13 protein-coding genes and 2 pseudogenes are annotated in these 24,028 nt (G+C 59.5%); 4 read left to right on the top strand and 11 right to left on the bottom strand.

What is annotated here, in order from left to right:
* Positions 1–6: 6 nt before the first annotated feature.
* On the bottom strand, positions 7–1,629 hold the full coding sequence (locus tag PCPL58_RS08825; RefSeq protein WP_065349252.1) for a methyl-accepting chemotaxis protein: 1,623 nt from the start codon (positions 1,627–1,629) through the stop codon (positions 7–9).
* Between the two features lie 295 nt (positions 1,630–1,924).
* On the opposite strand from PCPL58_RS08825, the pseudogene PCPL58_RS08820 reads away from it, so the two are divergent.
* A pseudogene (locus PCPL58_RS08820) lies at positions 1,925–5,585 on the top strand (dermonecrotic toxin domain-containing protein); the annotation flags it as partial.
* A gap of 274 nt (positions 5,586–5,859) precedes the next feature.
* Here PCPL58_RS08820 and PCPL58_RS08815 read toward each other — a convergent pair.
* Positions 5,860–6,606 carry a tellurite resistance TerB family protein gene (locus PCPL58_RS08815; RefSeq protein WP_044309237.1) on the bottom strand — a complete coding sequence of 249 codons (747 nt, stop codon included), beginning with the start codon at positions 6,604–6,606 and terminating at the stop codon, positions 5,860–5,862.
* 299 nt (positions 6,607–6,905) lie between these two features.
* Here PCPL58_RS08815 and PCPL58_RS08810 point away from each other — a divergent pair.
* Positions 6,906–8,993, top strand: a pseudogene (locus PCPL58_RS08810) (response regulator).
* Positions 8,994–9,058: 65 nt separating this feature from the next.
* Here the strand turns inward: PCPL58_RS08810 and PCPL58_RS08805 are convergent.
* From PCPL58_RS08805 to PCPL58_RS08795, 3 genes are all read right to left on the bottom strand, one after another.
* Positions 9,059–10,165, bottom strand: a complete 1,107-nt coding sequence (locus PCPL58_RS08805) for an NADH:flavin oxidoreductase/NADH oxidase (RefSeq protein WP_003391177.1) — start codon at positions 10,163–10,165, stop codon at positions 9,059–9,061.
* A 112-nt stretch (positions 10,166–10,277) separates the two neighbouring features.
* Complete coding sequence (gene recJ / locus PCPL58_RS08800; RefSeq protein ID WP_003364955.1) at positions 10,278–11,993, bottom strand: single-stranded-DNA-specific exonuclease RecJ; 1,716 nt, start codon at positions 11,991–11,993, stop codon at positions 10,278–10,280.
* Positions 11,994–12,055: 62 nt separating this feature from the next.
* The gene (locus tag PCPL58_RS08795) at positions 12,056–12,598 is read right to left on the bottom strand and encodes a YaeQ family protein (RefSeq protein WP_003314240.1); all 543 of its coding nucleotides are present in this window, start codon (positions 12,596–12,598) and stop codon (positions 12,056–12,058) included.
* A gap of 325 nt (positions 12,599–12,923) precedes the next feature.
* On the opposite strand from PCPL58_RS08795, the gene PCPL58_RS08790 reads away from it, so the two are divergent.
* Complete coding sequence (locus PCPL58_RS08790; protein ID WP_065349251.1) at positions 12,924–13,763, top strand: TIGR02285 family protein; 840 nt, start codon at positions 12,924–12,926, stop codon at positions 13,761–13,763.
* 171 nt (positions 13,764–13,934) lie between these two features.
* On the opposite strand, the gene PCPL58_RS08785 is transcribed toward PCPL58_RS08790, so the two are convergent.
* Positions 13,935–14,231, bottom strand: coding sequence for a DUF3509 domain-containing protein (locus PCPL58_RS08785; RefSeq protein WP_065349250.1), 297 nt, complete (start codon positions 14,229–14,231; stop codon positions 13,935–13,937).
* A 289-nt stretch (positions 14,232–14,520) separates the two neighbouring features.
* On the opposite strand from PCPL58_RS08785, the gene PCPL58_RS08780 reads away from it, so the two are divergent.
* Positions 14,521–15,183 carry a response regulator gene (locus PCPL58_RS08780; protein WP_003364962.1) on the top strand — a complete coding sequence of 221 codons (663 nt, stop codon included), beginning with the start codon at positions 14,521–14,523 and terminating at the stop codon, positions 15,181–15,183.
* On the opposite strand, the gene PCPL58_RS08775 is transcribed toward PCPL58_RS08780, so the two are convergent.
* The 5 genes from PCPL58_RS08775 to dsbC form a co-directional block, all read right to left on the bottom strand.
* A complete protein-coding gene (locus PCPL58_RS08775; protein ID WP_072365658.1) occupies positions 15,156–16,436 on the bottom strand; it encodes an EAL domain-containing response regulator in 1,281 nt (426 codons plus the stop codon). The genes PCPL58_RS08780 and PCPL58_RS08775 overlap by 28 nt on opposite strands.
* A 113-nt stretch (positions 16,437–16,549) precedes the next feature.
* Positions 16,550–20,116 carry an ATP-binding protein gene (locus tag PCPL58_RS08770; protein WP_065349249.1) on the bottom strand — a complete coding sequence of 1,189 codons (3,567 nt, stop codon included), beginning with the start codon at positions 20,114–20,116 and terminating at the stop codon, positions 16,550–16,552.
* A gap of 183 nt (positions 20,117–20,299) precedes the next feature.
* On the bottom strand, positions 20,300–21,709 hold the full coding sequence (gene thrC / locus PCPL58_RS08765; RefSeq protein ID WP_065349248.1) for a threonine synthase: 1,410 nt from the start codon (positions 21,707–21,709) through the stop codon (positions 20,300–20,302).
* 98 nt (positions 21,710–21,807) lie between these two features.
* Positions 21,808–23,112, bottom strand: a complete 1,305-nt coding sequence (locus tag PCPL58_RS08760; protein ID WP_054080742.1) for a homoserine dehydrogenase — start codon at positions 23,110–23,112, stop codon at positions 21,808–21,810.
* A 136-nt stretch (positions 23,113–23,248) separates the two neighbouring features.
* Complete coding sequence (gene dsbC / locus PCPL58_RS08755) at positions 23,249–23,989, bottom strand: bifunctional protein-disulfide isomerase/oxidoreductase DsbC (protein WP_003364987.1); 741 nt, start codon at positions 23,987–23,989, stop codon at positions 23,249–23,251.
* Positions 23,990–24,028: the final 39 nt, after the last annotated feature.

Raw genomic sequence — 24,028 nt, 5'->3', positions numbered from 1 at the left:
GATCCTTCAGACCTTGAAACGCGAAACGCCGCTGCGCAGCCCGACCGCGACCTGACTCAACTCGTCGATCGCGAAACTGGCTTGGCGCAGTGATTCGACGGTCTGGCTGCTGGCATCCGCCAGTTGTACCAGCGCCTGATTGATCTGTTCGGCGCCGGTGGCCTGGGCCTGCATACCTTCGTTGACCATCAGCACACGAGGTGCCAGCGCCTGAACCTGATGGATGATCTGCGACAGCTGCTCACCGACCTGGGTGACCTCGAACATGCCACGACGCACCTCTTCGGAAAACTTGTCCATGCCCATCACACCCGCAGACACCGCAGACTGGATTTCCCGCACCATCTGCTCGATGTCATAAGTGGCGACGGCAGTCTGGTCGGCCAGGCGACGGACCTCGGTGGCAACCACTGCAAACCCGCGACCGTATTCACCGGCCTTCTCGGCCTCGATGGCGGCATTGAGCGACAGCAGGTTGGTCTGGTCGGCGACCTTGACGATGGTGACGACGACCTGATTGATGTTGCCGGCCTTCTCGTTGAGGATCGCCAGCTTGGCGTTGACCAGATTGGCAGCGCCCATCACCTGATGCATGGTGTCTTCCATGCGTGCCAGGCCCTGCTGGCCGGAACCGGCGAGAACCGACGCCTGATCCGCCGCCGAAGTGACTTCGGTCATGGTGCGCACCAGGTCCCGCGAGGTGGCGGCGATTTCCCGCGACGTGGCGCCGATCTCGGTGGTGGTTGCAGCGGTCTCGGTGGCGGTAGCCTGCTGCTGGCGTGACGTTGCAGCGATCTCGGTGACCGAGGTAGTGACCTGTACCGAGGAGCGCTGCGCCTGGGCAACCAGCGCGGTGAGCTCGGTGACCATGTCGTTGAAGCCAGTCTCGACCGCATTGAACTCGTCCTTGCGCGACAGGTTCAATCGAGTGCTCAGGTCGCCGGTACGCATGACGTCCAGGATCCGAACGATCAATTGCATCGGTGCCGTGATCGAACGCATCAACAGCAGACCGCAGGCCGCAGCCGCCAGCACGGCGACCAGCAGCGACAGGATCATGCTGATCTTGGCAGCCAGCACGGCATTGACAATGTTGGCGGTGGCCTGATCAGCCAGCTGTTTATTGGCCACAATGAGATCATTGAGCTGCTTGCGTCCCGTGAGCCAGACCGGGTTCACTTCGCCATAGAATTCGGCGCGCGCGCCTGCGTAGTCGCCGCTATCGTACTTGGCGTGAACATCGGCGAGCATGCGCGAATAGGCTTCGCGGCGCTTTTCGAAGAGCGCGAAGCTGTCTCTGTCTGCATCATCGAAGATGGACTTTTTGTAGCCGTCCATCTGTGCCTGCAGGTTTTCGTCAAAGCCCTGAAACTGTTCCTTTTCCTGCTTGGTCAGCGGCCGCGCCTGCCCTTCGGCAATCAGCTCCAGCGTGCGGATGTAACTCTCGCCCCAGGCACTGCGCACCAGGGTGCTGTAATACACGCCGGGCAACGCATCCAGACGCACATCTTCCTCGCTGGACTCGATGGACAACAACCGTGAATAAGATACAACGACCATCAACAGCATGATTGCGATGATGACGGCGAAACTCGCCAGAATCCGTTGGCGCAAGGTCCAGTTCTTCACAGTCAGCCCTCAAGAGTTCAACGACGGCGTCGGGCCGTGTTCAAGAAGTGGACCGACGGACGGTCCAAACGGCGTGAGTATAGCCCAGCCGTCAAACGTTACATGGGTAATACAGAACGAAGTCACGGCCGCTATTGATCGCCGCTCCTTCACCCATCCAATGTCTTGTCGGCCATCGCCACCACTACTTGAGCGATGGTCTTCAGAAACAGCGAAAGCACATAGATAGTTAGCACTTGTACGGCAAGTCACGACCGTAAGCTTTGTCGTTGTTCATTCACGACAAGGCACTTAAATGCTGGATCTATCTCTGTCGGGCAAGGCTTCTGCACTCCCGCATCTGCAACTGATAAAAGACAAAGCCCCCGAGTGGCTGCTTCAGGCTGAGCCGCCAACCCATGCGGCCTTGCGCAAGGCCTCGCGGCGCCCCGTGCAATGGCTGAAAGTCGCACGCAAGTCCAGCCCTGATCAGGTCGCCGAACTGCAGCGCCTGTATGCCGAGCACCGAAAGCACGAGCACCAGGTTCGCCCGATGCTGGATCGCCTGTCGACACTGGAGGACTTCGCAAGGCCCTTGCTGACAGCCGCCATCAAGGACCGCTTCGGGCTGGAGGTGGACGTCACCGATACCTGGCTGTTCCACGCCAGTCGGGCGCGAGTCGATCAATCGTTCAATACGGCATCCAGAGACCCTCTAACGCAGGCAAACATTGCACTGAGGGCCGCGACCCAGAGCCTGCTCAAGGCTGCGCTACAGAATTTCGAAGCCTGGGAAACCGCACCGGGCGCAATGGACGCCAGCACCGGTATCAAGGCCCAGGTGTTTTCTTCCTTTGAAATCCTCGGCCCACAGATCACCGGCAAGTCGCTGCCTATTTCCCCGGCCGGCTTTGCGGCGCTGTGCCGTGAGCTGGACCTGGGCGGCCAATATCAGGCGCATATCCAGGCCGTCTTCAGCACGCCTTCGACCCCTGACGAAACGGAAGACGCTGCGGCATCGAGGCTGCGCCAGACCTTCATGCAGCTGGAAGCATCGTCGATCCGGCTGCAGTTGCAGATTGCATCCCTGCAACAACAGATCAGCCCGGATTTGCAAGGCGCATTACTGGAGCTTCTCGATGGCAAGCAACAAGTCCGCCTCGATAACCGGCCAGTCAACTGCAGCGTTGTGTGCCTGGGCGATATCGAACTGAGCGGTCTTCTGGTTATTGGCAAGGACCGGGATATTGCCACTCAGGCAGAGCGGATTGTGGTGTATATCCCGGATGATCCCGTTGCGCCGTTGAAGGAATACGACTCGGTCGAAGTCTTCATAAATGAATTACGCGACCGGATGTTCATCAACGACTACCTGAACTTCTTCATGCGCTTCATACCGGCGCGCCATCGAAGTGCCTTGTTTGAAAAGTTATCCGAGCGCCTATACCCCAAAGTCAAGAAAGGCGGCATTTTCGAGCGCCAGTGGCTGGAGCGTGAGGCGGACCGAAACGCCCGACTCCACCTGAGAGAAACCGTGCTGCAAGGTCCACTGCTGGACAACCTGCACGAGCGCAAACGCGAGGCCTTGCGCGACGACGCACTGTTTCATGGTGTGCCTACAGCAGTACAGGATCAGAAAACCTTCGATGAGCGCGTGCAGTACTTCATGGACACCGCCTTCAATGTCCTGAATATCGCAGGCTTCGTCGTTCCGGTATTGGGCGAAGTGATGATGGCCGTCACCGCCATTCAGCTGGTTCACGAAGTGTATGAGGGCGTGGAAAGCTGGGCCAAGGACGAGAAACAGCAGGCGTTCGCCTACCTGTTCGATGTAGTCGAGAACGTTGCCCTGATATCGGCTCTTGGCGCTGCGTCGACGGGCGCCGCAGGTATCCCGGCGGTACAGGCGCCCGAGTTCGTAAAAAGCCTCAAGCCCGTGGATTTTCCGGGCGGCACGACCCGCCTGTGGAAGCCTGACCTGACGCCCTTTGCCCATGACATCGTACTGCCCAAGGGTCTGCAGCCCGACGCTACCGGGCTGTACACCTGGCAAGGCAAGCAGTGGTTGCCACTTGAAGGACGTACCTATTCAGTCAGCCCTGCCACGAGCGGCGACGGTTACCTGATCGAGCACCCGACCCGCGCGGACAGCTATCGGCCCGCCTTGCGGCACAACGGCGCAGGCGCATGGCTGCATGAGCTCGATCAGCCGCTGGAGATGGAAGGCCTGAACCTGTTTCGACGGTTGGGCTATTCCAGTGAAACGTTTTCGGACAGCACCGCCAGGCGCATCGTCAAAGTCAGCAACACGCCTGAATCCGTGATGCGCGAGGCACTGACCGATCAGCGTCGTCCTCCGGCATTGCTTGAGGACACGGCGCGCCGGTTCAGGCTGGACCAGGAGATCGAGCGTTTCATCGAACAGCTGGAAGCCAACGATACGAACGCCGCAGCGCCCCTTCAACTTGAACTGTTGAGCCAGGACCGTGGCTGGCCGAGCAATCGCGCCTTGGTACTGGTGGATGCCGAGGGCCGCACGCTGCAGACATTCGCTCCGGCCTATCAGCCGGTCGTGTCTGACACCCTCAACATCACTGTTCATGCCGACCAGCCGGATGCCCTGCGCCAGGTGCTGGAAAAGCTGAGCAACAACGAAATCCGCACCCTGCTCAACGAAGAGTTCGGTGCAGGCCAGCTTGGCATGTCACCGCGACTGATCACGCTACGGGCGCAATTGGCGGCACGCGCCCGTACCACGCGGGGCTGGCTGTTCGAGTCTCATTACCGCGCATTGAACACCAGCGAGGCGCAAGGTGCGCAAACCCTGCAGAAGGCATTTCCCGGTCTGCCGCCTTTGGTAACCGAGGAACTGGCCAGCCATGCCTCGCCTGCCGAAAGACTGCAACTCGTTACAGAACGACGTGTACCGTTGACCATTCCCGCATACCCGCGCACTGAACCTGATCAGTGAGCCCGCCTCCCGTCTGGCCCCCGAGCCCTCGATCTTTCTCAACCTGCCTCAGCAAGTGTCCCGTGTGCTGCCCCAACTGACCGAACTGGGGCTGATCAACCAGGGCATTTTTCTGGACCAGGCGCAAATGGACCCCTTGCGCAGCATGCCTGGCCTGAGGATGCTGAACCTCAGTGGCAATCGCCTGATCAGCGTGCTGCCCATGGACCTGAGCTGGCTGCACCTCGACCGGTTGGTGCTGGAGCGGGTCAGCATGCACCGCTGGCCGTCCTGGCTGACCGACATAATCCCGAACAACATTCGCGAACTGTCGGTGGCGCACAATAACCTGACGGAACTGCCCGGGTGGATCCTCGACAATCCTCCCAGCCCTGAGCATCGGACAGTGATTGACTTGCGCGGCAACATCCTGTCCCGACACACTGCGATGCATGCACGTATCAATGAAGCGGTAGCCGGCAGTTCCTTCAGTTTTGTCATGGACACTCCGGTTGCCGTGCAGGCCGCTGTAAACAGGCAATTGAACGAAGGTGCAGAATTATTTGCCGCCGTTGATCGGTGGACGCATGCCTCCAGCTCGATGGCCTTACCGAGCGAGCAGACCCTCGAATCACGCCGTCAGATCGGCAGGCTTCTGACCGATCATTGGCGAACCTTCAGCCTGGGGCAAATCCACAGTCCACTGCGCCTCGCAGACATTGCGTTGGCCGACTTTCCCCGACACCTGCCGGATTTCTTTTATCGCCAGGTACGCTATCTGCATCTGAGCAGAATCATTGGCACAGCCGCTGACCTGGATCAACTGTTGCGCCGCATGACGGATCTGACCTCGCTGGAAATAAGCGGGCATGTCGCCCCCCTACTGCAACTGCCACCGGCGCTGCTTGAGCTTCGATCTCTTCGTACACTATCGCTGATGGATCAAGGGATGCTGGTAGAGCAACAGCACATCGATTTCTTCGGCCGGATTGCGACGCTTGAAAGGCTGGAGCTGGATGGCAACCGTACCTGCGTGAAACCCACACTGGACGCTTCGAAGCACTCGAACGTACCTACAGGACTGAACTGAACCAGCTCACCGACGAGTTCGAACAACGCAATATCAGTCTCGAAGACCCGGAGTACGAAGAACGGATTGTAGAGTTCGAAGCCACATTCAAGGAGCAGCAGACGGCGCTGATCAGGGAACTGACCAACGCCGAAGGAATGGAACACCCCTGATCGGGGCAGTTGCCTGGCACACAAGGCGTGCCAGGCAACTCACTGGCCGGAGAGCCGGTTTACTGAGCGTTCCGCACCTGGCCTTCAAGCTCGGTCTTGAGGCCGGGTTCCAGCTTCAACTCACGCGCCAACTCATCGAGGTAGGCGCGTTCCATGAAGTGCTCTTCATCCACCAGCATCACACTGGCGATGTACATTTCCGCCGCCATTTCCGGCGTGGTCGCGGCCCGGGCCACCTCTGCCGGGTCCAGCGGCTTGTTCAGCTCGGCGTGAAGCCATTGCTGAAGCGTCTGATCGTTGTTCAGTTTGGTGAACTCACCTTCGATCAGTTCGCGCTCACGCTCATCGACATGGCCATCGGCCTTTGCGGCGGCGACCAATGCGCGCAGGATTGCCTGGCTGTGCTGCTCGGCTTCAGCCTCGGGCAGCCGGTCGATGGTTTGCGGTTCACGTTGAGCGGCAAGCCCCTGGCTGGACTGCCAGTTGTTGTATGCCTTGTAAGCCAGTACTCCCAGCGCCGCCAGGCCTCCGTAGGTCAACACCTTGCCACCCATCCCGCGGGTACGCTTGCCGCGCAGAAGACTCATGGCACCTGCGGCCAGAGCGCCACCACCGGCGCCGGACAGCAGACCACCCAGCCCATTCTGGGAACCGCCCTGTCCTTTGCCACCGCCAAGCAGGCTGCCGAGGCCATTGATCAGTGAGTCGCTGCCCGACGATTGCTTGCCGGATTTGCCTTTGTTCTTGTCCTGCAACATGCTTTGTCCGGACTTGAGCAATTGATCGAGTAAACCACGCGTATTCACAGGAAGCCTCCTACAAGGTTTGTCAGATGAGTCATTGACCAACAAGTTGAAGAGAAGTCACTGTCTGGCTATTACCGGTGTGCTTCCGGATGTTACGGGTTTGAGCAGATACCCGTTCGTCAATCTGCCCCGCGTATTGGTGAACTGCGTGCAACCCGCACCTGTGGCTAAGAGTCAATAAAGTACAGGCTGCAGGTAAAAGCAGGTATGCAGCCCCTTTCCTGAACTGAGCAAACACACATCCCTATTCATATGAATACCCTTGCCTCTTCATGCAGATCTTCAGGAGCTTGTCCGAAGTGATATCGCCCACTGGTTTCCCGACCGCCAACGGCAAGGCCGCCGGGATTATCCGATCCAGGGACTGGAGTCAGACTTCACTCGGACCGATCAAGCATTGGCCGGTATCGCTGAAAAACACCCTGAATCTGATCCTCAATTCTCCGGAGTCCATGTACCTGCTCTGGGGACCGGATCTGGTGTTTTTCCACAATGACGCCTATACCCCGATCCTCGGCCCGCGCCAGCACGACGCTATCGGCGCACTCATTCCGGATCTGTAGGCAGACGTCTGGGACCAAGTCGCGCCGCTGGTGATCGACGCGCTCGCCGGCAAGCCCTGCCACTACCAGGACTTGCCGCTGTCCATGGCACGCTACGGCAAGGTCGAGCAGACATGGTGGTCATTCTCGTTTTCACCGGTCATCGACGAGCATGGCGTGGTAGTCGGCATGTTCTGCATCACCAACGAAACCACTGCGCATGTTCTCAATCAGCAAGCGCTGCAGGAAAGCGAGCGCAAAAGCCTGAAACTGATTGACGATCTGGTCAGTCTGGAACGACAGCAGACCGCCAGACTTGAACAACGGACGCTGGAGCTGGACACGTTTTGGCAAATATCTCCTGACCCGCTGGCGATACTCGATTTCAACGGTATCTTTCTGCGGGTAAACCCGGCCTGGACAGCGCTACTGGGCCACCCGGAACAAGAGCTGCTGGGCACCTCCATCATGACCCTGCTGCATCCGGATGATGTCAGCAACACCCAGAATGCTCTGAAACACACTGTCAACCATGTACTGCCGCTGTTTGAAAATCGTTATCAGCATGTCGACGGCAGCTACCACTGGTTCGGCTGGACTGCGGCACCCGGCAACGGAATCATTTTTGCGCTGGGCAAGCACCTGACCCACGAAAAGGACCGCATCAAAGCATTGCGTATTGCCGAAGAGGCCTTGATTCAATCGCAGAAAATGGAAGCGGTCGGGCAACTGACCGGCGGGCTGGCTCATGACTTCAATAACCTGCTGATGGGTGTCACCGGCAACATGGAGCTGCTGCTGTCGAGGATCAGACAGGAACGCTTCACGGAACTGGACCGCTACATCAACGCAGCGCTGGAAGGCTCGAGACGCGCCGCATCCCTGACACATCGGCTGCTGGCATTCTCGCGCCGTCAGACGCTGGCCCCCAAGGCCACGGATATCGATCTTCTGGTCGCGGGCATGGACGAGCTGATTCGGCGCACCGTAGGTCCGGCCATCGATATGCAGGTCAATGCCTCAAGCGGGCTATGGGCGACCCTGGTTGATCCGCATCAACTGGAAAATTCGCTGCTCAACCTGTGCATCAACGCCAAGGACGCCATGCCCGATGGCGGAAAACTGCTGATCCAGACGGGCAATCGCCACCTGACGGCAGTCATGGCGACCAAGTATCAACTGCCCGCAGGCCGTTATGTGGAACTGTCCGTCAGCGACACCGGCACCGGCATGAGCAACGACGTCATGGCGCGGGCCTTCGACCCGTTCTTCACCACCAAACCGACAGGCATGGGCACCGGGCTGGGGCTGTCGATGATTTACGGTTTTGCACGGCAGTCCGGTGGCGGCGTTTACATTACGTCAAAGGTTGGCGAGGGTTCGAAAGTCTGCATTCTGCTGCCGATGCACGAAGGCGAAGCTGAAACGGTGGTCTTCGATGACAGCCCGTTGCAAGTCCCCGCTTCCAGCACGAGTGACGAAACCATTCTGGTCGTCGATGACGAGCCCGCCGTGCGCTTGCTCATTGCCGAGTTGCTTGAAGACCTTGGCTATATTGTCTTGCAGGCTGAACGGGGTGCCGATGCCCTGACCATTCTGCAGTCCAAAGCGGCGATCGACCTGCTGATCACCGACGTCGGTCTGCCGGGCGGCATGAATGGTCGTCAGGTCGCAGACGCGGCGCGGGATGTCCGGCCCGACCTGAAAATCCTGTTCGTGACTGGTTATGCTGAAAACGCCGCGTTGGCGCATGACACGCTTGAGCCGGGCATGCATGTGCTGCCCAAGCCGTTCGCGATTGCCGAACTGATCGGCCGCGTCACCGAACTGCTGGAAGGCGAGTAACAAAAAAATTGAGCGCCGTGCGGCGCTCATTTATCGGGTATTGCCAGCAGAGAACCGATTGGCGATCAGTCGCGCAGGTCAGACTCATGAATGGGCTGATCACGATGCGTGGCGCGTTGATACTGCGCAGGCCAGGTTGCCAGGCGGCCACCCAAGTCTTCATCGGCGCGCAGTGGCCAGTACGGATCACGCAGCAGCTCACGCGCGAGCAGGATAATATCGGCCTGCCCGGTGCGCAGAATATGTTCTGCCTGAGCCGGATCGGTAATCATGCCCACCGTGCCCGTCGCGATGTCGGACTCCTTGCGAACCCGCTCGGCAAAGCGCGTCTGGTAGCCTGGGCCAACCGGAATTTCCGCATTGGCTGACGTACCGCCCGACGAGACATCGATCAGGTCCGTCCCGATTGCTTTCAAGCGACGCGCCAGCTCGACGGTTTCATCGGCGTTCCAGCCGTCTTCCACCCAGTCGGTGGCGGACACGCGAACGAACACTGGCAGCTCTGCAGGCCATACCGCACGCACGGCTTCGGTCACTTGCAGTGTGAAGCGAATGCGGTTCTCGAATGAACCACCGTACTCGTCGGTGCGCTGGTTGCTCAGAGGCGACAGGAACTGATGCAGCAAATAGCCATGGGCGGCGTGGATTTCCACTACCTTGAAGCCCGCCTCCAAGGCACGCCGCGCAGAATCGACAAACGCCTTGATCAACTCCTGAATCTGCGTTTCGCTCAATTGCACAGGGGTCGTGTGCTGCGGATCGAATGCAATCGCTGAAGGCCCGACTGGCGTCCAGCCGCCTTCATTGAGAGAAATACTGCCATGCTTGCCAAGCCACGGGCGCCAGGTGCTGGCCTTGCGGCCGGCGTGCGCCAGCTGGACGCCTGCAACTGCGCCCTGAGCGTTGATAAAGCGTGTGATGCGTTGCAGCGGTTCGATCTGTTCGTCGTTCCACAGCCCAAGGTCTTCGGGAGTGATGCGGCCGTCCGGCGTCACCGCCATCGCTTCGGTGATGACCAGTCCGGCACCGCCGACGGCACGGCTTCCAAGGTGAACCAGATGCCAGTCATTGGCCAGGCCGTCGACACTGGAATACTGGCACATCGGCGACACTGCGATGCGATTGCGAAGGGTCAATTGGCGCAGGGTATAGGGTTCAAGCAGCAGGCTCATGGCAACCTCTCGTAATGAAAATTCAGGTGTCCAGGTTCCGTTCATTCAAAGAACAGGTTTGGCAAACCGTGTAGTGTCGACAACCCGGTGGAGAGAGGGGTTCCTGCTATCGTCAACGCGGTGCGATATGCACCACCATCAGCTGCACGGTTTCGTTGCCGCGAAACTCGTTGAGGTCGAGTTTGTAGGCCAGCTCGACCCAGCGGATATTCGGATTGGGCCAGACATCCCGGTCGACGCCGAACGCAATGCCATCGAGCTTGACGCTGCCGCACTCGGTCTTGAGCACCATCTTCAAGTGACGCTCGCCCACCACCCGTTGCTCGACCAGCTGAAACACGCCGTGGAACAGGGGCTCGGGGAAGTGCTGCCCCCAGGGACCGGCATTGCGCAGCGCGCGGGCCAGTTCTAGGTGGAATTCCTCAACGGCCAGCGAGCCGTCGGACAGCAGACGTCCGGTCAGGTCCTGCTCATCGAGTTGACGACGCACCTCCAGATCGAACGCTTCGGCAAACGCCGGGAAGTTCTCTTCAGGCAGCGAAAGACCTGCCGCCATCGCGTGGCCGCCAAACTTGCTGATCAGATGCGGATGGCTGGCCGCCACAGCGTCCAGCGCATCGCGAATGTGAAACCCCGGCACCGAGCGGGCCGAACCTTTGAGCACACCCTCCCCGGCGCTGGCGAACGCGATGGTGGGTCGGTGGTAACGCTCCTTGAGACGCGAAGCGAGGATGCCGATGACCCCTTGATGCCATTCGGCATCGAACAGGCAGAGGCCGAACGGCATCGACTCTACCGGCAGGTCCTTGAGCTGGGCGAGCGCTTCACGCTGCATGCCCTGCTCGATGGATTTGCGATCCTGGTTCAACTCGTCCAGTTGCACGGCCATTTCCCGCGCCAGTGTCGGGTCGTCACAGAGCAGGCATTCGATGCCCAGGCTCATGTCATCCAGGCGCCCTGCCGCGTTCAGGCGTGGCCCGAGGATGAACCCCAGGTCGGTGGAGGTGATGCGCGAAGGTTCACGCCGGGCCACTTCCAGAATGGCGCGCAGCCCGGGTCGGGCACGCCCGGCACGGATACGCATCAGCCCCTGATGAACCAGAATGCGGTTGTTGGCATCCAGCGGCACCACATCGGCCACGCTGCCCAGCGCAACCAGGTCCAGCAGCTCGCCCAGATTGGGCTGGGCACGCTGATTGCTCTCGAACCAGCCGGTCTCGCGCAGACGCGCACGCAAGGCCATTAGTACATAGAAAATGACCCCGACACCGGCCAGCGACTTGCTGGGAAAGGTACAGCCTGGCTGGTTCGGGTTGACGATGGCGTCTGCGGCAGGAAGCTCATGACCAGGCAAATGGTGATCGGTCACCAGTACCTGCAAGCCGGCCGCCTTGGCCGCCGCCACGCCCTCGACGCTCGAAATACCGTTATCCACGGTGATCAACAGCTGAGGTTCGCGCTGCAACGCCACTTCGACGATTTCCGGCGTCAGGCCGTAGCCATATTCAAACCGGTTGGGCACCAGATAATCCACATGCGCCGCGCCCAGCAGACGCAGGCCCAGAACACCCACGGTGCTGGCGGTCGCGCCATCGGCGTCGAAATCGCCGACGATCAGCATACGCTGGCCCTCGCGTAGCGCAGTCACCAGCAGGTCTACCGCAGCATCGATCCCCTTGAGTTGCTGATAAGGAATCAGCCGCGCCAGGCTTTTGTCCAGTTCGGCCTCGCAGGCCACACCTCGTGCTGCGTACAGTCGAGTGAGCAAGGGCGGCAGGTCGCCGAGGAACGGCAAGGTGTCGGGCAATAGACGAGGTTCGATGCGCATGCGGGTCAGCTGATTCTCTTTGCAGTGTCGATGAATGTGTTTTCGATAGGAACCGGCGGCTGTCAGCCGCGCTCGCCCGCAAGCCATTGCAACTGGACTTCATGCTGGCCGCGGTCGTCAGTGACGAACACCGTCCCTTCACTGATCATCACATCCCACTTGATGACCCGCGGCATGTCCTTGGCCAGCACTTCCAGCACTTCCTGCGGGACGGCGGCGATATTGACGTTTTTCAGGTTCTTGATCGCCGGGATGACCTTGCCTTCCCAGACGCGCAGGCTGCCATAGGCCAGCAGGCTGGTGCGTTCGGTACGGCGCGAGCACCAGGTCAGTCGGTCGGCGTCCGGCTGGCCGACTTCGATCCAGTGCAGAACGCGGTCATCGAGGCTTTTTTCCCACAGCGCGGGTTCGTCCACATCAGACAGGCCGCGACCGAACGACAACTGTTCGTTGTACCAGAAGGCATAGGCCAGCAGACGCACGGTCATGCGCTCTTCGGTTTCCGAAGGATGACGGGCAATGGTCTGCTTGACGCTCTCGTACACGCCGCGATCAAGGTCGGTGAGGTTGAGTTCGAATTTGTAGGTCGTGGACGGCTGGGCCATGAACGGGCTTCTAGAGTCTGGAGGGAAGACAGCAAGTCTACCCGATGCCGGGCCTGTGAACGAACTTGCTCGCGCAAGGATGTGCTTGCCCCCCATTTGCAGGACGAACAAAAATCGATAATTTGAAACAAATTTCTGATACATATCTGTGCTAAAGACGATCTGCAGCGAGCACCCGAACTCCCAACCGGGGCACCTGAATGTGACGCCACTGGCGCAGCACCATTCAAAGAGCTGCCAACCCTACCTCAGACTGTTGAACCCTTTTCGAGGATGACACCCGCGAATGCCCCTTCCTGCCTCGTGCTGTACAACGGCTCGATTGATGCTCGCCCTGTCGCTGGCTGCCATGTCGTGCGTCAGCCAGGCCAGGGAGACGCTGACCTGGCTGATGCGCGACATCCCCCCTTCAACGATTTTTTCCGGTGCCATGCGCGGCCAAGGTGCAATTGATCAGTTGATGCCCTTGCTGACAGCACGAATGCCCGAGTACAACCACGTGCTGATGCGGGTCAACCGCGCCAGGGCTCTGCAAATGCTGAGCGACGAAACGTCTCTCAGTTGTGATCCCACCATGCTGTGGACGGCAGAAAGAGCCAGAACCCTGCTTTTTTCCATACCGATCGGCGCCATCCTCAGCAGCGGTCTGATTGTGCGCAAGGAGGAGATGTCGAAGTTCGAGCCCTACGTGGAGGACGGAAAGCTAAACTTCGCGGCCTTGATGGCCAGCCGGACGATCAAATTGGGCATCGTTGCCGAACGCAGCTATGGAGAAATGATCGACCACACGCTGCACGACGTCGATGAAGATATCCTCGTGCCGCACTACGGTAACGATGCGGTCGGCAGCCTGCTGCAAATGGAGCGTCTGGGGCGTCTGCAAGCCTTTATCAGCTTCTGGCCGGAAGCGCGCTATCAGGCCATGCAACAAGGCATAAGGCCGGAGGAACTGGCCTTCTTGCCGATCAAGGACAATCCTGCATACCAGTTCGTCTATGTCAGTTGCAGCAACTCGCCCAAGGGCAAGCAGGCCATTGAACTGATCAACCGCGAGATGCGCGTGCTGCGTGAAACCAGCCTGATGGGCTTTTATGCGCAGTGGCTGGAGCCCGCGCAACGGGCCAGCTACCTGGAAGACCTCAAGGCACTGCTGGACAAGGAATGACCGGACAAAAGAAACCCCGGGCAGAGGGGGACCTGCTCGGGGTAAACGTGACCTTATCGGTCATGACGTCAGCCGTTGATCACCGGAGCACAATGATCAAAACTGACGTAATGCATAGGAGTGCAGCGAACCCTTCAGGTTCCAGTTCCTTTAACGCCGGTTAAGCAACTGTTAAGCAAAAGATGGGGTGCCGACAAACGTACGGCTGATTGCAGCATTGCGCATGGCGGCAATGACGCAGGGTTCGATTCGCCCCTCGGCAACCATAAGATCGCGGCGCAGACCGTCTACCACGTCGGTGAGCTGACGTTTGTCGCTCAGTTGATCAGCGCTGAATGCGCGCTCGATCACACAGGTGCCCGCTTTATCTTTCAGAGTCACCAGACGTTCGCCCCGAGAACCGGCCGGGCCAGTACTGGCCTGATAGGGAGCCAGCGCTTCGCTTAGCAGTAAGCTGATATTTTCCATCCGGATCACCACTCAACAGTTTGAATGCAAAGGTGCTAACCAATGACCATCGGCGACAGCAGAAAGTTCTTTCTATCGCCAGATCGCAGCACCTGTCTGTCATTTCGAGCATGCCTGCTGAATGTGACAAGGAAAAAAACGGACGCCGATGCCAGCCGAAAGTGAGCTTGTAGGAAGAATCCAACACAACTCCGCTACGCGTCCTACAAGGTGCCTATGCTCTTGATCACTGCGTTAAACAATTCCATCGCGTGCAATACCCGTATAGCCCTTTTGACGGAGCCATCCCTTGAGCGATTCCGCTGATCGCCGGTTGCGGGTCATCGTGGCTGATGACCACCCGATTTTTCTCATCGGCCTGCGCGTTGTACTGGAGCAGGACAATCTGGCCAGCGTCGTCGCCGAGGCCTGCAATCCGGACGAACTGCTCCAGGTACTCGAACGCCACGCCTGCGATGTGCTGGTGACTGACTTCATGATGCCCGTCGAACGGCAGAACGACGGCCTGCGTCTGCTGCAACGTATTCGCCGGGATTTCCCGGCGCTGCCAGTGATCGTTGTCACCACCCTGAGCAATGCCGGACTGTTTCAGTCCATGCTGGACCTGGGTGTCCGGGGTTTGTTGAGCAAGGCCAGCCTTGCCGGAGAACTGCCTGCTGCCATCAAGGGGGTCAGGCGCGGTGGGCTTTTTGTCGCCGATTCGGTACGCAGGGTACTCAGAGAAGCACGCCAGCATGGGCCCGACGCGCTGCTGCAGGCAGATCGCTTGTCGCCAAGGGAGCTGGAAGTGTTACGCCTGCTCTCGGCTGGCCACACGGTGGGGCAGATCGCGGCGCAACTCAATCGCAGCAAACAGACCGTCAGCGCCCAGAAAGTCGCCGCCATGCGCAAGCTCGGACTGGCCAATGACGCTGCTCTGTTCATTTATTTGCAGGAAAGCGGTCTGTCCTGAGGCGGGTTGTCTCTGGAAACAGCTTGCAGATGGCCGCTGTCACGCTCCGCCACCCAGCGCATGAAGGCCGAGGCCGGCATTGGGCGGGCAATGAAATACCCCTGAATGGCGGGATCGCCCAGCGCCAGCAGACTGTCAACGTCTTCAATCGTCTCGACACCTTCAACCACCACCGACATCGACAGCCGCTGCGCCATGAACAAAGCACCGGCCACGACCGCCGATTTACGCGCGTCGTCGGCCATGCCGCGCACGAACTCGGTTGGTATTTTCAGCTCGCTGAAAGGTAATTGCAGAAGGCGGTCGATGTTCGAAGCGCCCATGCCAAAGTCATCGATAGACAACTTGCAACCCTGCATGCATAACCTCAGCAGGCCTTCGAGCTGCCAGGTTTCCGGGCGCGCGGCGTCCTGCTCGAGGATTTCCAGGGTCAGCGCGGTGGCCGGTACGCCATGCCGGGCAAGCGCTTGCATGATCTGCTCGGCGAAATCCAGCTGCTGCAGCACTTGCGGGTCAATGTTGACGGCAACCGACAGCGGCTCACCCCGCTCGCGCATGACCTGCGCAGAGAACTGCAGGGCCTGATCCAGGACCCGCCAGGTCAATGCAACGGTCAGCCCTTCAGCCTCGATGACGTCGATGAATCGCCCGGGTGCCAGCAGCCCATACACGGGGTGCTGCCAGCGAACCAGCGCTTCGGCACCCAGCAACTCGCCCTGCAGACTGACCTTGGGTTGAAAATAGGTGATCCATTGTTCGGCAATGGACGCCACGTCTATCGGTCCGCTGCGCGTCGGGTCAAACAATTCGATGGCGGAAAGAGCTCTAAACGCGCTGCCCGTCGGGGCCTGCTCTACACAGTCTGTCCGACCGGGCCCATACGCCTCAAGCAACTCGTACAACGCCCCGGCGGACGCAGGTTTCTGCACATACCCCAGAACGTTCAGGCCTTGGGCGAGCGCCAGTTGCGCGGCCCCTTCCAGCACGCAGGCGGCGGAACAGCTGACGATGATCAGCGCACGCGCCAAACCGTTCTCAGCCATGAAGCGGATCAATTCCAGGCCGTCAGGCCCTTCCATCTGCAAGTCGCAGATCGCGATGTCGACCGGACCACGGCTTTGCAGGGAAAGCCTGGCGACTTCCACGCTATCGGCCGTCAGCACATCGAACACCTGATTGGCGTTGAGCATCTGATGCAGAGCCATCAGCTGGAAGGGATGATCCTCGAGAATCAGAACCTTGAGTGAGTGCACGATCACGCCTGCGGAGTCAGAGCCAGCGGCCCGGGATAACACTTACTGTAGCGGGTCCCGGACACCCGCCCCATAGGACATGTCCTAAACCCGCCACACGTTGTTCGCAAGATTCAACCGCCTGGCACCGCAGTCTCCGGCACGACCACCAGTTGCACTTCGATATCAGCGCGCAGACTGGTCATGGCTACCTCCAGTGCCTGCCAGCGTTCCGCCAGACTGGCCGTGCTCTGCAGCCGGACACTGTCGTCCAGCGCGGCACACGCCTTGGCAAGCGGCACTGCGTCAACCAGGCTCGCCGCCCCCTTGAGGCGATGCAGACAGGCGCTCAGCATCTTCCAGTCATTGGCCGACACCGCAGGCTCCAGCAAAGCGTATTCGTGCCTCAGATTCTTCCATAACTCGCCCAGCAACCGTTGCATCTGTTGCGGATTAGCCTGAGTCATGGTTTGCAGCGTGCCGATGTCGAACGTCGGCTCACGCACCCGATCCGCCAGCTCCTGGGCCAGACGCGCCAGTGACAGCGGCTTGATCAGCAGGCCGTCCATGCCTGCCTGCTCGCAACGTGCCGCCTCGTCACTCATCGCGTTGGCGGTACAGCCTATGACCGGGCATCGCTGACGTTGCTCTTTCTCTTCGATCTGGCGAATGGCCTGGGTCAATGCGTAGCCGCTGATACCCGGCATGTTGCAGTCGGTGATAACCGCATCAAACGCCCCTTCACACCAGCTCGACAACGCCGCCCTGCCGTCCTCGACCGCCGTTACCTGATGGCCAAGAAACTCCAGCTGCCGGGTCAATACCAGACGATTGGCCGACATGTCATCGACCACCAGCAGATGAAGGCTACGCGTGTCGACGGGCGCATCCGCAACATCGTCCGCGGGCAAAACCGGCTCGCTCACCCTGGTCAGCGGCAGGTCGATGGTGACCAGCGTCCCTTTGCCCGGCTCGCTGTGCAGGCTGATGTCGCCCTTCATCAGTTCAACCAGTTGCCGGGTGATACTCAACCCCAGCCCGCTGCCCCCGTAGTGTGCGGCCGTGTCGTCATTTGCCTGGGTGAAAGGCTGAAATACCTGCTGCTGACGCTGCGGATCGATCCCTTCGCCACTGTCCTGAATGCCAATGCGCAGACGCGTGGACTCAGGCGAGTCACTGGTCACATCAAGCGTCACGACCACCGCACCTTGCCGAGTGAACTTCAACGCGTTGCCCAGCACATTGTGCAGCACCTGACGCAACCTCAAGGGATCCAGCCAGTAGTCGCCCCGCGCCTGCCCGGAGAACTCCAGGCGCAGTTCCACCCCCTTTTCCCGAGCCTGCGCGGAAAAAAGCTCGATCACCCCGTCGAAAAGCCCTTCCAGGGAAGTGACAGCCAGTGACAACTGCATGCCGCCCGCTTCGATTCTGGCCAGATCAAGGCTTTCGCCAATCAGCGCTACCAGCTCCGTAGCTGAGCGGTGGGCCACTTGCAAGCCTTGCGAGGGAATCCTGCCCAGGCGCAAGGCCTGTTCGCATTCCAGTTCCAGCAAACCAATGATTGCCCCCATCGGCGTGCGAATTTCATGGCTCATGCTGGCCAGGAAAGCGCTTTTTGCCTCGTTGGCCTGAGCGGCCAGATGCATGGCCTCCTGAAGCTGCTGCTCCAGTTGCTTGCGCTCGGTGATATCGATCCAGCCGCCAAGCAGCCCCTGCAACTGTCCATCGGCGGCGAAGAACGGGACCGTCCATTGCCAGACGTCCATACGTTTGCCAGGCAGTTCGATGGTGCGATCGGAAAAGACCGGCTGATGATTTTCCAGCAGATTGAGGTAATCGGTGTGCATCTGCTCGGCCAGCGCGCGCGGGATCAGATTGACGTCCGTGAGGCGTCGACCATTCATCTGTTCGAAACTGATGCCCAGACTCTGCTCGTAGCTACGGTTGCAGGAAATCAGACGCCCTTTGAGATCGCGTACATAAATCGGATTGGGGATACCGTCGAACAGAGCGTGTTTGAAGGCCAGTTGATCATTGAGCTGTCGTTGCGCCCTTTGGCGCTGGCGAATCTGCACCTTGAGGCGACTGCTCCAGATCAGCGACACTAGACCGGTCAGCAGTGCCAGGGACACTACCCAGAATACCCATTGCGGTATGCGCGCCCAGAGCGACGGCTGAGGCAGCGCCGATCCCAGCCACTTCAGACGGACCGAACGCAATTCGGCTACCGGGAACTCTTCCAGCGCCTTGTTCAGAATCCCCAGCAGTTCGGGTTGGGTCTTGATCACTGAAAATCTGTCGGGCGACCACTGGCCTTCAACACTTCTGGCAACCTTCAATTGTCCGGACGGAAACAGGTAGGCCCCCACTTCATTCTGAATGGTCGCATCGGCAGCACCACTTTCCACCAGCGCACGGGCCTGATCATAGGTGTCCACCAGTCGCAGCTGGATCGAGGGGTGCTCGCGCCTGATGAGGTCCTCGAGCGCATGCCTGGCCGGAAGGGCCAGTACTTTCCCGGCCAGACTGTCGAGCGATATGCGCGACGAGCGGTCGGAGCGCACCACGAACATCCAGCTATTGCCGCCGAACGAATAGGTGAAGTCCAGAAACCGGCGGCGCTCGGCATTTTCCGCGAGCGTGGTATTCATGTCGGCCTGACCGGCGCGCAGCATGTCGATGGACTGCTGCGTGGAAGGCGATTCCTGATGGACGAACTGCAATCCGGTCATGCGCGAGATACGTGACAGCACATCTGCGTTCAATCCCACCCAGTGGCCGTTACTGTCTTTGTAGATATACGGTGGGTGCTGCACGGTCGCAATGGTCACACTCGGATGCTTGAGCAGCCAGCGTCGCTCGGCACTGGTGAGGCGAATGCGTTGCCCCTCCACGTCAGCGCCCAGACCCATGGTCCAGCGGCCGAGCACTTCACGACTGGTCGAAGGTGCAATGCTGTCCAGGGCCCGATTGATGAAGGTCAGCAGGCGCTGCTCGTCGTCACGCACCGCAAAGGAGAACCCCACCGGGGGCAAACGACTTTCGAATTTGATCTGCAAATAGAGGTAGGGCCGCAGGGCGGTATAGGTACGGACGATGACTTCGTTGCCGATGAACACGTCCACTTCACCCTGACTCAGCGCTTCCAGAGCACTGTAGAGGTTAGGCGCGATAATGATCTGGCTGTCAGGGTAAACGCGATGCACGACGTCCGAATCGGCATAGCCGTCAAGCAGTACGACCTTCTTGCCGGCCAGGCTCGACAACGGGCTCAGATCGTTGCCGCGGCCAACGACCACCGATCGATCAGGCATGTATTCGGTTGAGAAGGACAGTCCTTTCACACCGCGCTCGAAACCGTTGGCACTGGTCAGCAGGTCTATGTTGCCGTCGCGCAGCGCCTCGATAGCCTCGTAACGCTTGGCAAACCCGGTGACCTGCACCGGGAGGTTCAACTGGTCGCTGACCAGCCCCAGGTAGTCGGCACTGATGCCCTGATAACGGTTGCGGTCACTGGTGATATCGATCGGCTCGTAGTCTGCGATCGCAATGCCGACCCGAAGCACCTTTCGCTGGTCGAGCCAGGCCCGGTCCTGATCTTCGAGGATCAGATCCGCCGAAGCCACAAAAGGGGCTGTCAGTGAAAACGGCAAGCTTTGCGCCGCATTGGCTGCCCCGGCAAAAACCATCGCCAGCAACATCCATACCCTGCGCCATGCGCGGCATCTCGATGTGTTGCCTGCCTCCCTGACTACGCCTTGCATACTTGCCTGCTTCACTACGAATGACTCAACTCAATGGTTCGAAAAACCAGCGAAGTTTGGCACGTAGAAACAGAAAGGCCCGCCAAGTGGCGGGCCTAAAGTTGTTACACGACGCTTCTGTCAGAGCGGTTTACCGCGATTGCCGTGCTGGCTGACAAACGCCTGTATGGCTTTCAGGTCATTTGGCAGAACAGTGCAGCGCTCGTCACGCTCGAACAAATCAGACAAATGTGCAGGTAGCTCAAGCGCTTTTCCTACACCGGCCTTCTCCACCGCTTCCGGAAACTTGACCGGATGCGCGGTGCCCAGAATCACCATCGGCGTGTCCAGACTGCGGCGGCATTCGCGCGCGGCCTTCACCCCGATAGCGGTATGCGGGTCGAGCAGCTCGCCGGTGCTGGCAAACACTTCGGCAATGGTCGTGCAGGTATCCTCATCACTGACTGCCAGCGAATCGAACAGTTTACGGGTCTCGGTCCAGCGCTCTTCTTCGACGCTGAAACCGCCACCCTGGCGGAACGTGCTCATCAGCCCGGCAATGGCAGCGCCGTTGCGACCGTGCATGTCGAACAGCAGGCGCTCGAAGTTGGACGACACCATGATGTCCATGGAAGGCGACAGCGTGGCGTGCAGGGTTTCCTTGACGTACTGATTGCCGCTCATGAAGCGGTGCAGGATGTCGTTGCGATTGGTGGCGACGATCAACTGGTTGATCGGCAGCCCCATGTTGCGCGCCAGATAACCGGCAAAGATATCGCCGAAGTTACCGGTCGGTACCGAGAACGATACCGAATGCGCAGGTCCGCCCAACTGCAGCGAGGCGTGGAAGTAGTAAACGATCTGAGCCATGATCCGCGCCCAGTTGATCGAGTTGACCGCGACCAGCGGTGTGCCCTTCAGGAAGCTCTGGTCAGCAAAGCTGGCCTTGACCATTTCCTGGCAGTCGTCGAAGTTGCCTTCGACCGCGATGTTATGGATGTTGTCGCCGAAGATCGTGGTCATCTGCCGACGCTGAACATCGGATACACGATTGTTCGGGTGGAGGATGAAGATGTCGACGTTATCGCAGCGACGGCAGCCTTCGATGGCCGCAGAACCGGTGTCGCCCGAGGTCGCGCCGATGATCACGACACGCTGGCCACGCTTGGCCAGTACATAGTCCAACAGGCGGCCAAGCAGTTGCAGTGCGAAGTCCTTGAAGGCCAGCGTCGGGCCATGGAACAGCTCAAGCACCCACTCGTTGCCATGCAGCTGGCGCAGCGGCGCAACAGCGCTGTGGGCAAACACGCCGTAGGTCTCTTCGAGAATCTTTTTAAAGTCGGCATCCGGGATGCTGCCAGCCACGAAGGGGCGCATCACCCTGAAGGCGAGTTCGTGATAAGGCAGACCTGCCCAGGAAGCGATCTCTTCCTGCGTGAAGCGTGGCAGGTTTTCCGGCACATAGAGGCCACCATCGCTGGCCAGACCAGTCAACAGCACGTCTTCGAAATTCAGGGCCGGCGCCTGGCCGCGAGTACTGATATAGCGCATGGGATCAAACCTTTGGTCTGGGCTGAAAGCCAGGGCTCCAGGGCTGCAAGGTCGAAACGATCGGCTTGCGGCCTGGAACTGACAGCTTGCAGTTGATGTTAATTAAGGTGCTCGACGCGGATACGAACCACCGGGCCAACGACATCCTGCAGGGCTTCCAGGGCTTGAATGGCGTCATTGATACCCTGCTCCACTACCCGGTGAGTCAACAGGATCATCGGCACCAGGCCATCGTGTTCTTCGACATCCTTCTGCATGATCGATTCGATGTTGATGCCACGCTCGGACAGGATGCTCGCGACCTGGGCCAGCACGCCCGGGTGATCCTTGGCCTGAATGCGCAGGTAGTAGGCGCTTTCGCAGGCTTCGATCGGCAGGATCGGGTGGGCTGACAACGAATCGGGCTGGAAGGCCAGATGAGGGACCCGGTTTTCCGGATCCGAGGTCATCGCACGGACCACATCGACCAGATCGGCCACCACGGAAGAAGCCGTAGGCTCCATACCGGCACCCGCGCCGTAGAACAGCGTCGAGCCGGACGCATCGCCATTGACCATCACCGCGTTCATGACGCCGTTGACGTTGGCGATCAGGCGATCGGCCGGGATCAGCGTCGGGTGTACACGCAGTTCGATGCCTTGAGCCGTGCTGCGTGCAACGCCCAGGTGCTTGATGCGATAGCCCAGCGCTTCGGCATAGTTGACGTCTGCAGTCGTCAGTTTGGTGATGCCTTCGGTGTAGGCCTTGTCGAACTGCAGCGGAATGCCGAAGGCAATGGAGGCGAGGATGGTCAGCTTGTGCGCAGCGTCGATACCTTCGACGTCGAAGGTCGGATCGGCTTCGGCATAACCCAGGGCCTGAGCCTCGGCCAGAACATCGGCAAAGGTACGGCCCTTCTCGCGCATTTCAGTGAGGATGAAGTTGCCGGTGCCGTTGATGATGCCGGCCACCCAGTTGATACGGTTCGCCGACAGGCCTTCACGAATGGCCTTGATGACCGGAATACCGCCGGCAACAGCGGCTTCAAAAGCAACGATCACGCCCTTCTCACGCGCCTTGGCAAAGATCTCGTTGCCATGCACCGCGATCAGCGCCTTGTTGGCGGTCACCACGTGCTTGCCATTCTCGATGGCCTTGAGTACCAGTTCGCGGGCAACGGTGTAGCCGCCGATCAGCTCCACGACGATGTCGATTTCAGGGTTGGTCGCAATGGCAAACACATCGCTGGTGGTAGGCGTACCGGTAATCTGGCAATTGGGGTTTGGTGTACGAACCGCAATTTGCGCAACTTCGATTCCACGCCCGGCACGGCGGGCAATCTCCTCGGCGTTACGCTTAAGTACGTTGAAGGTACCGCCACCGACAGTACCCAGCCCACATATGCCTACTTTGACCGGTTTCACTGATGAACTCCCCGAAAAACAGCCGAACCTGAATCGGCTGTGGAAAAACTGCCGCATGGCGCCATGCGGCTGAAATTTTGACGACACTTCGGCCACTTGCGCCGTGTATGCACAAGGCGCGCCTGAAAACACCGGCTTATTTGGCGCCCATTGCCAGCTTGGCAACCTGAGCTGCAGGCTGATAACCCGGAATTACCTGACCGTCGGCCAGGACAATCGCAGGCGTCCCGTTCACGCCGATCGACTGGCCGAGCTCATATTGCTTGCTGACCGGATTGTCGCATTTGGCGGCCTTGATGTCCTTGCCATCGACCATGCGGTCCATCGCGCCTTTGCGATCCTTGGAACACCACACCGCCTGCAACTGCTCGTCACCCGGAGAGCCAAGGCCCTGACGCGGGAATGCCAGGTAACGGACTTCGACACCCATCTTGTTCAACTGGCCGACTTCTTCGTGCAGCTTGTGGCAATACGGGCAAGTCGTGTCGGTGAATACTGTGATGTGCGACTTGGTCTCGCCCACTGCCGGATAGATCACCATCTCGGAAGCAGGAATGGCGTTGATGGTCTTGGAAATGGCCAGACGTTCGGTTTTCTCGGTCAGGTTGACCGGCTTGCCGTTCTGCACCTGAAACAGATAGCCCTGAACCACGAACTGACCGTCGGCACTGGCGTACAGGACGCGGCCGCCCTTGAGCTTCACTTCATAAAGGCCATTGAGCGGGCTCGGCGAGATACTCTCGACCGGCAGTTGCAATTCCAGCGAGTCGAGCGTCTTGCGGATGGCCTGATCAGGGGCTGCATCAGCCAGGGCAGACATACTGAAGGTGCCGGCCAGCATCAAAGCCGCGGCAGCGAAAATCTGTGGCAAACGCATGAAAACTCCTATGACGGCGGACAGGCTGGCAACTGTCGA

The sequence above is a fragment of the Pseudomonas cerasi genome (genome assembly GCF_900074915.1).
GTDB lineage: Bacteria > Pseudomonadota > Gammaproteobacteria > Pseudomonadales > Pseudomonadaceae > Aquipseudomonas > Aquipseudomonas cerasi.
The sequence above is the reverse complement of the archived record's forward strand: the minus strand, read 5'-3'. Positions and strand labels throughout refer to the sequence as shown.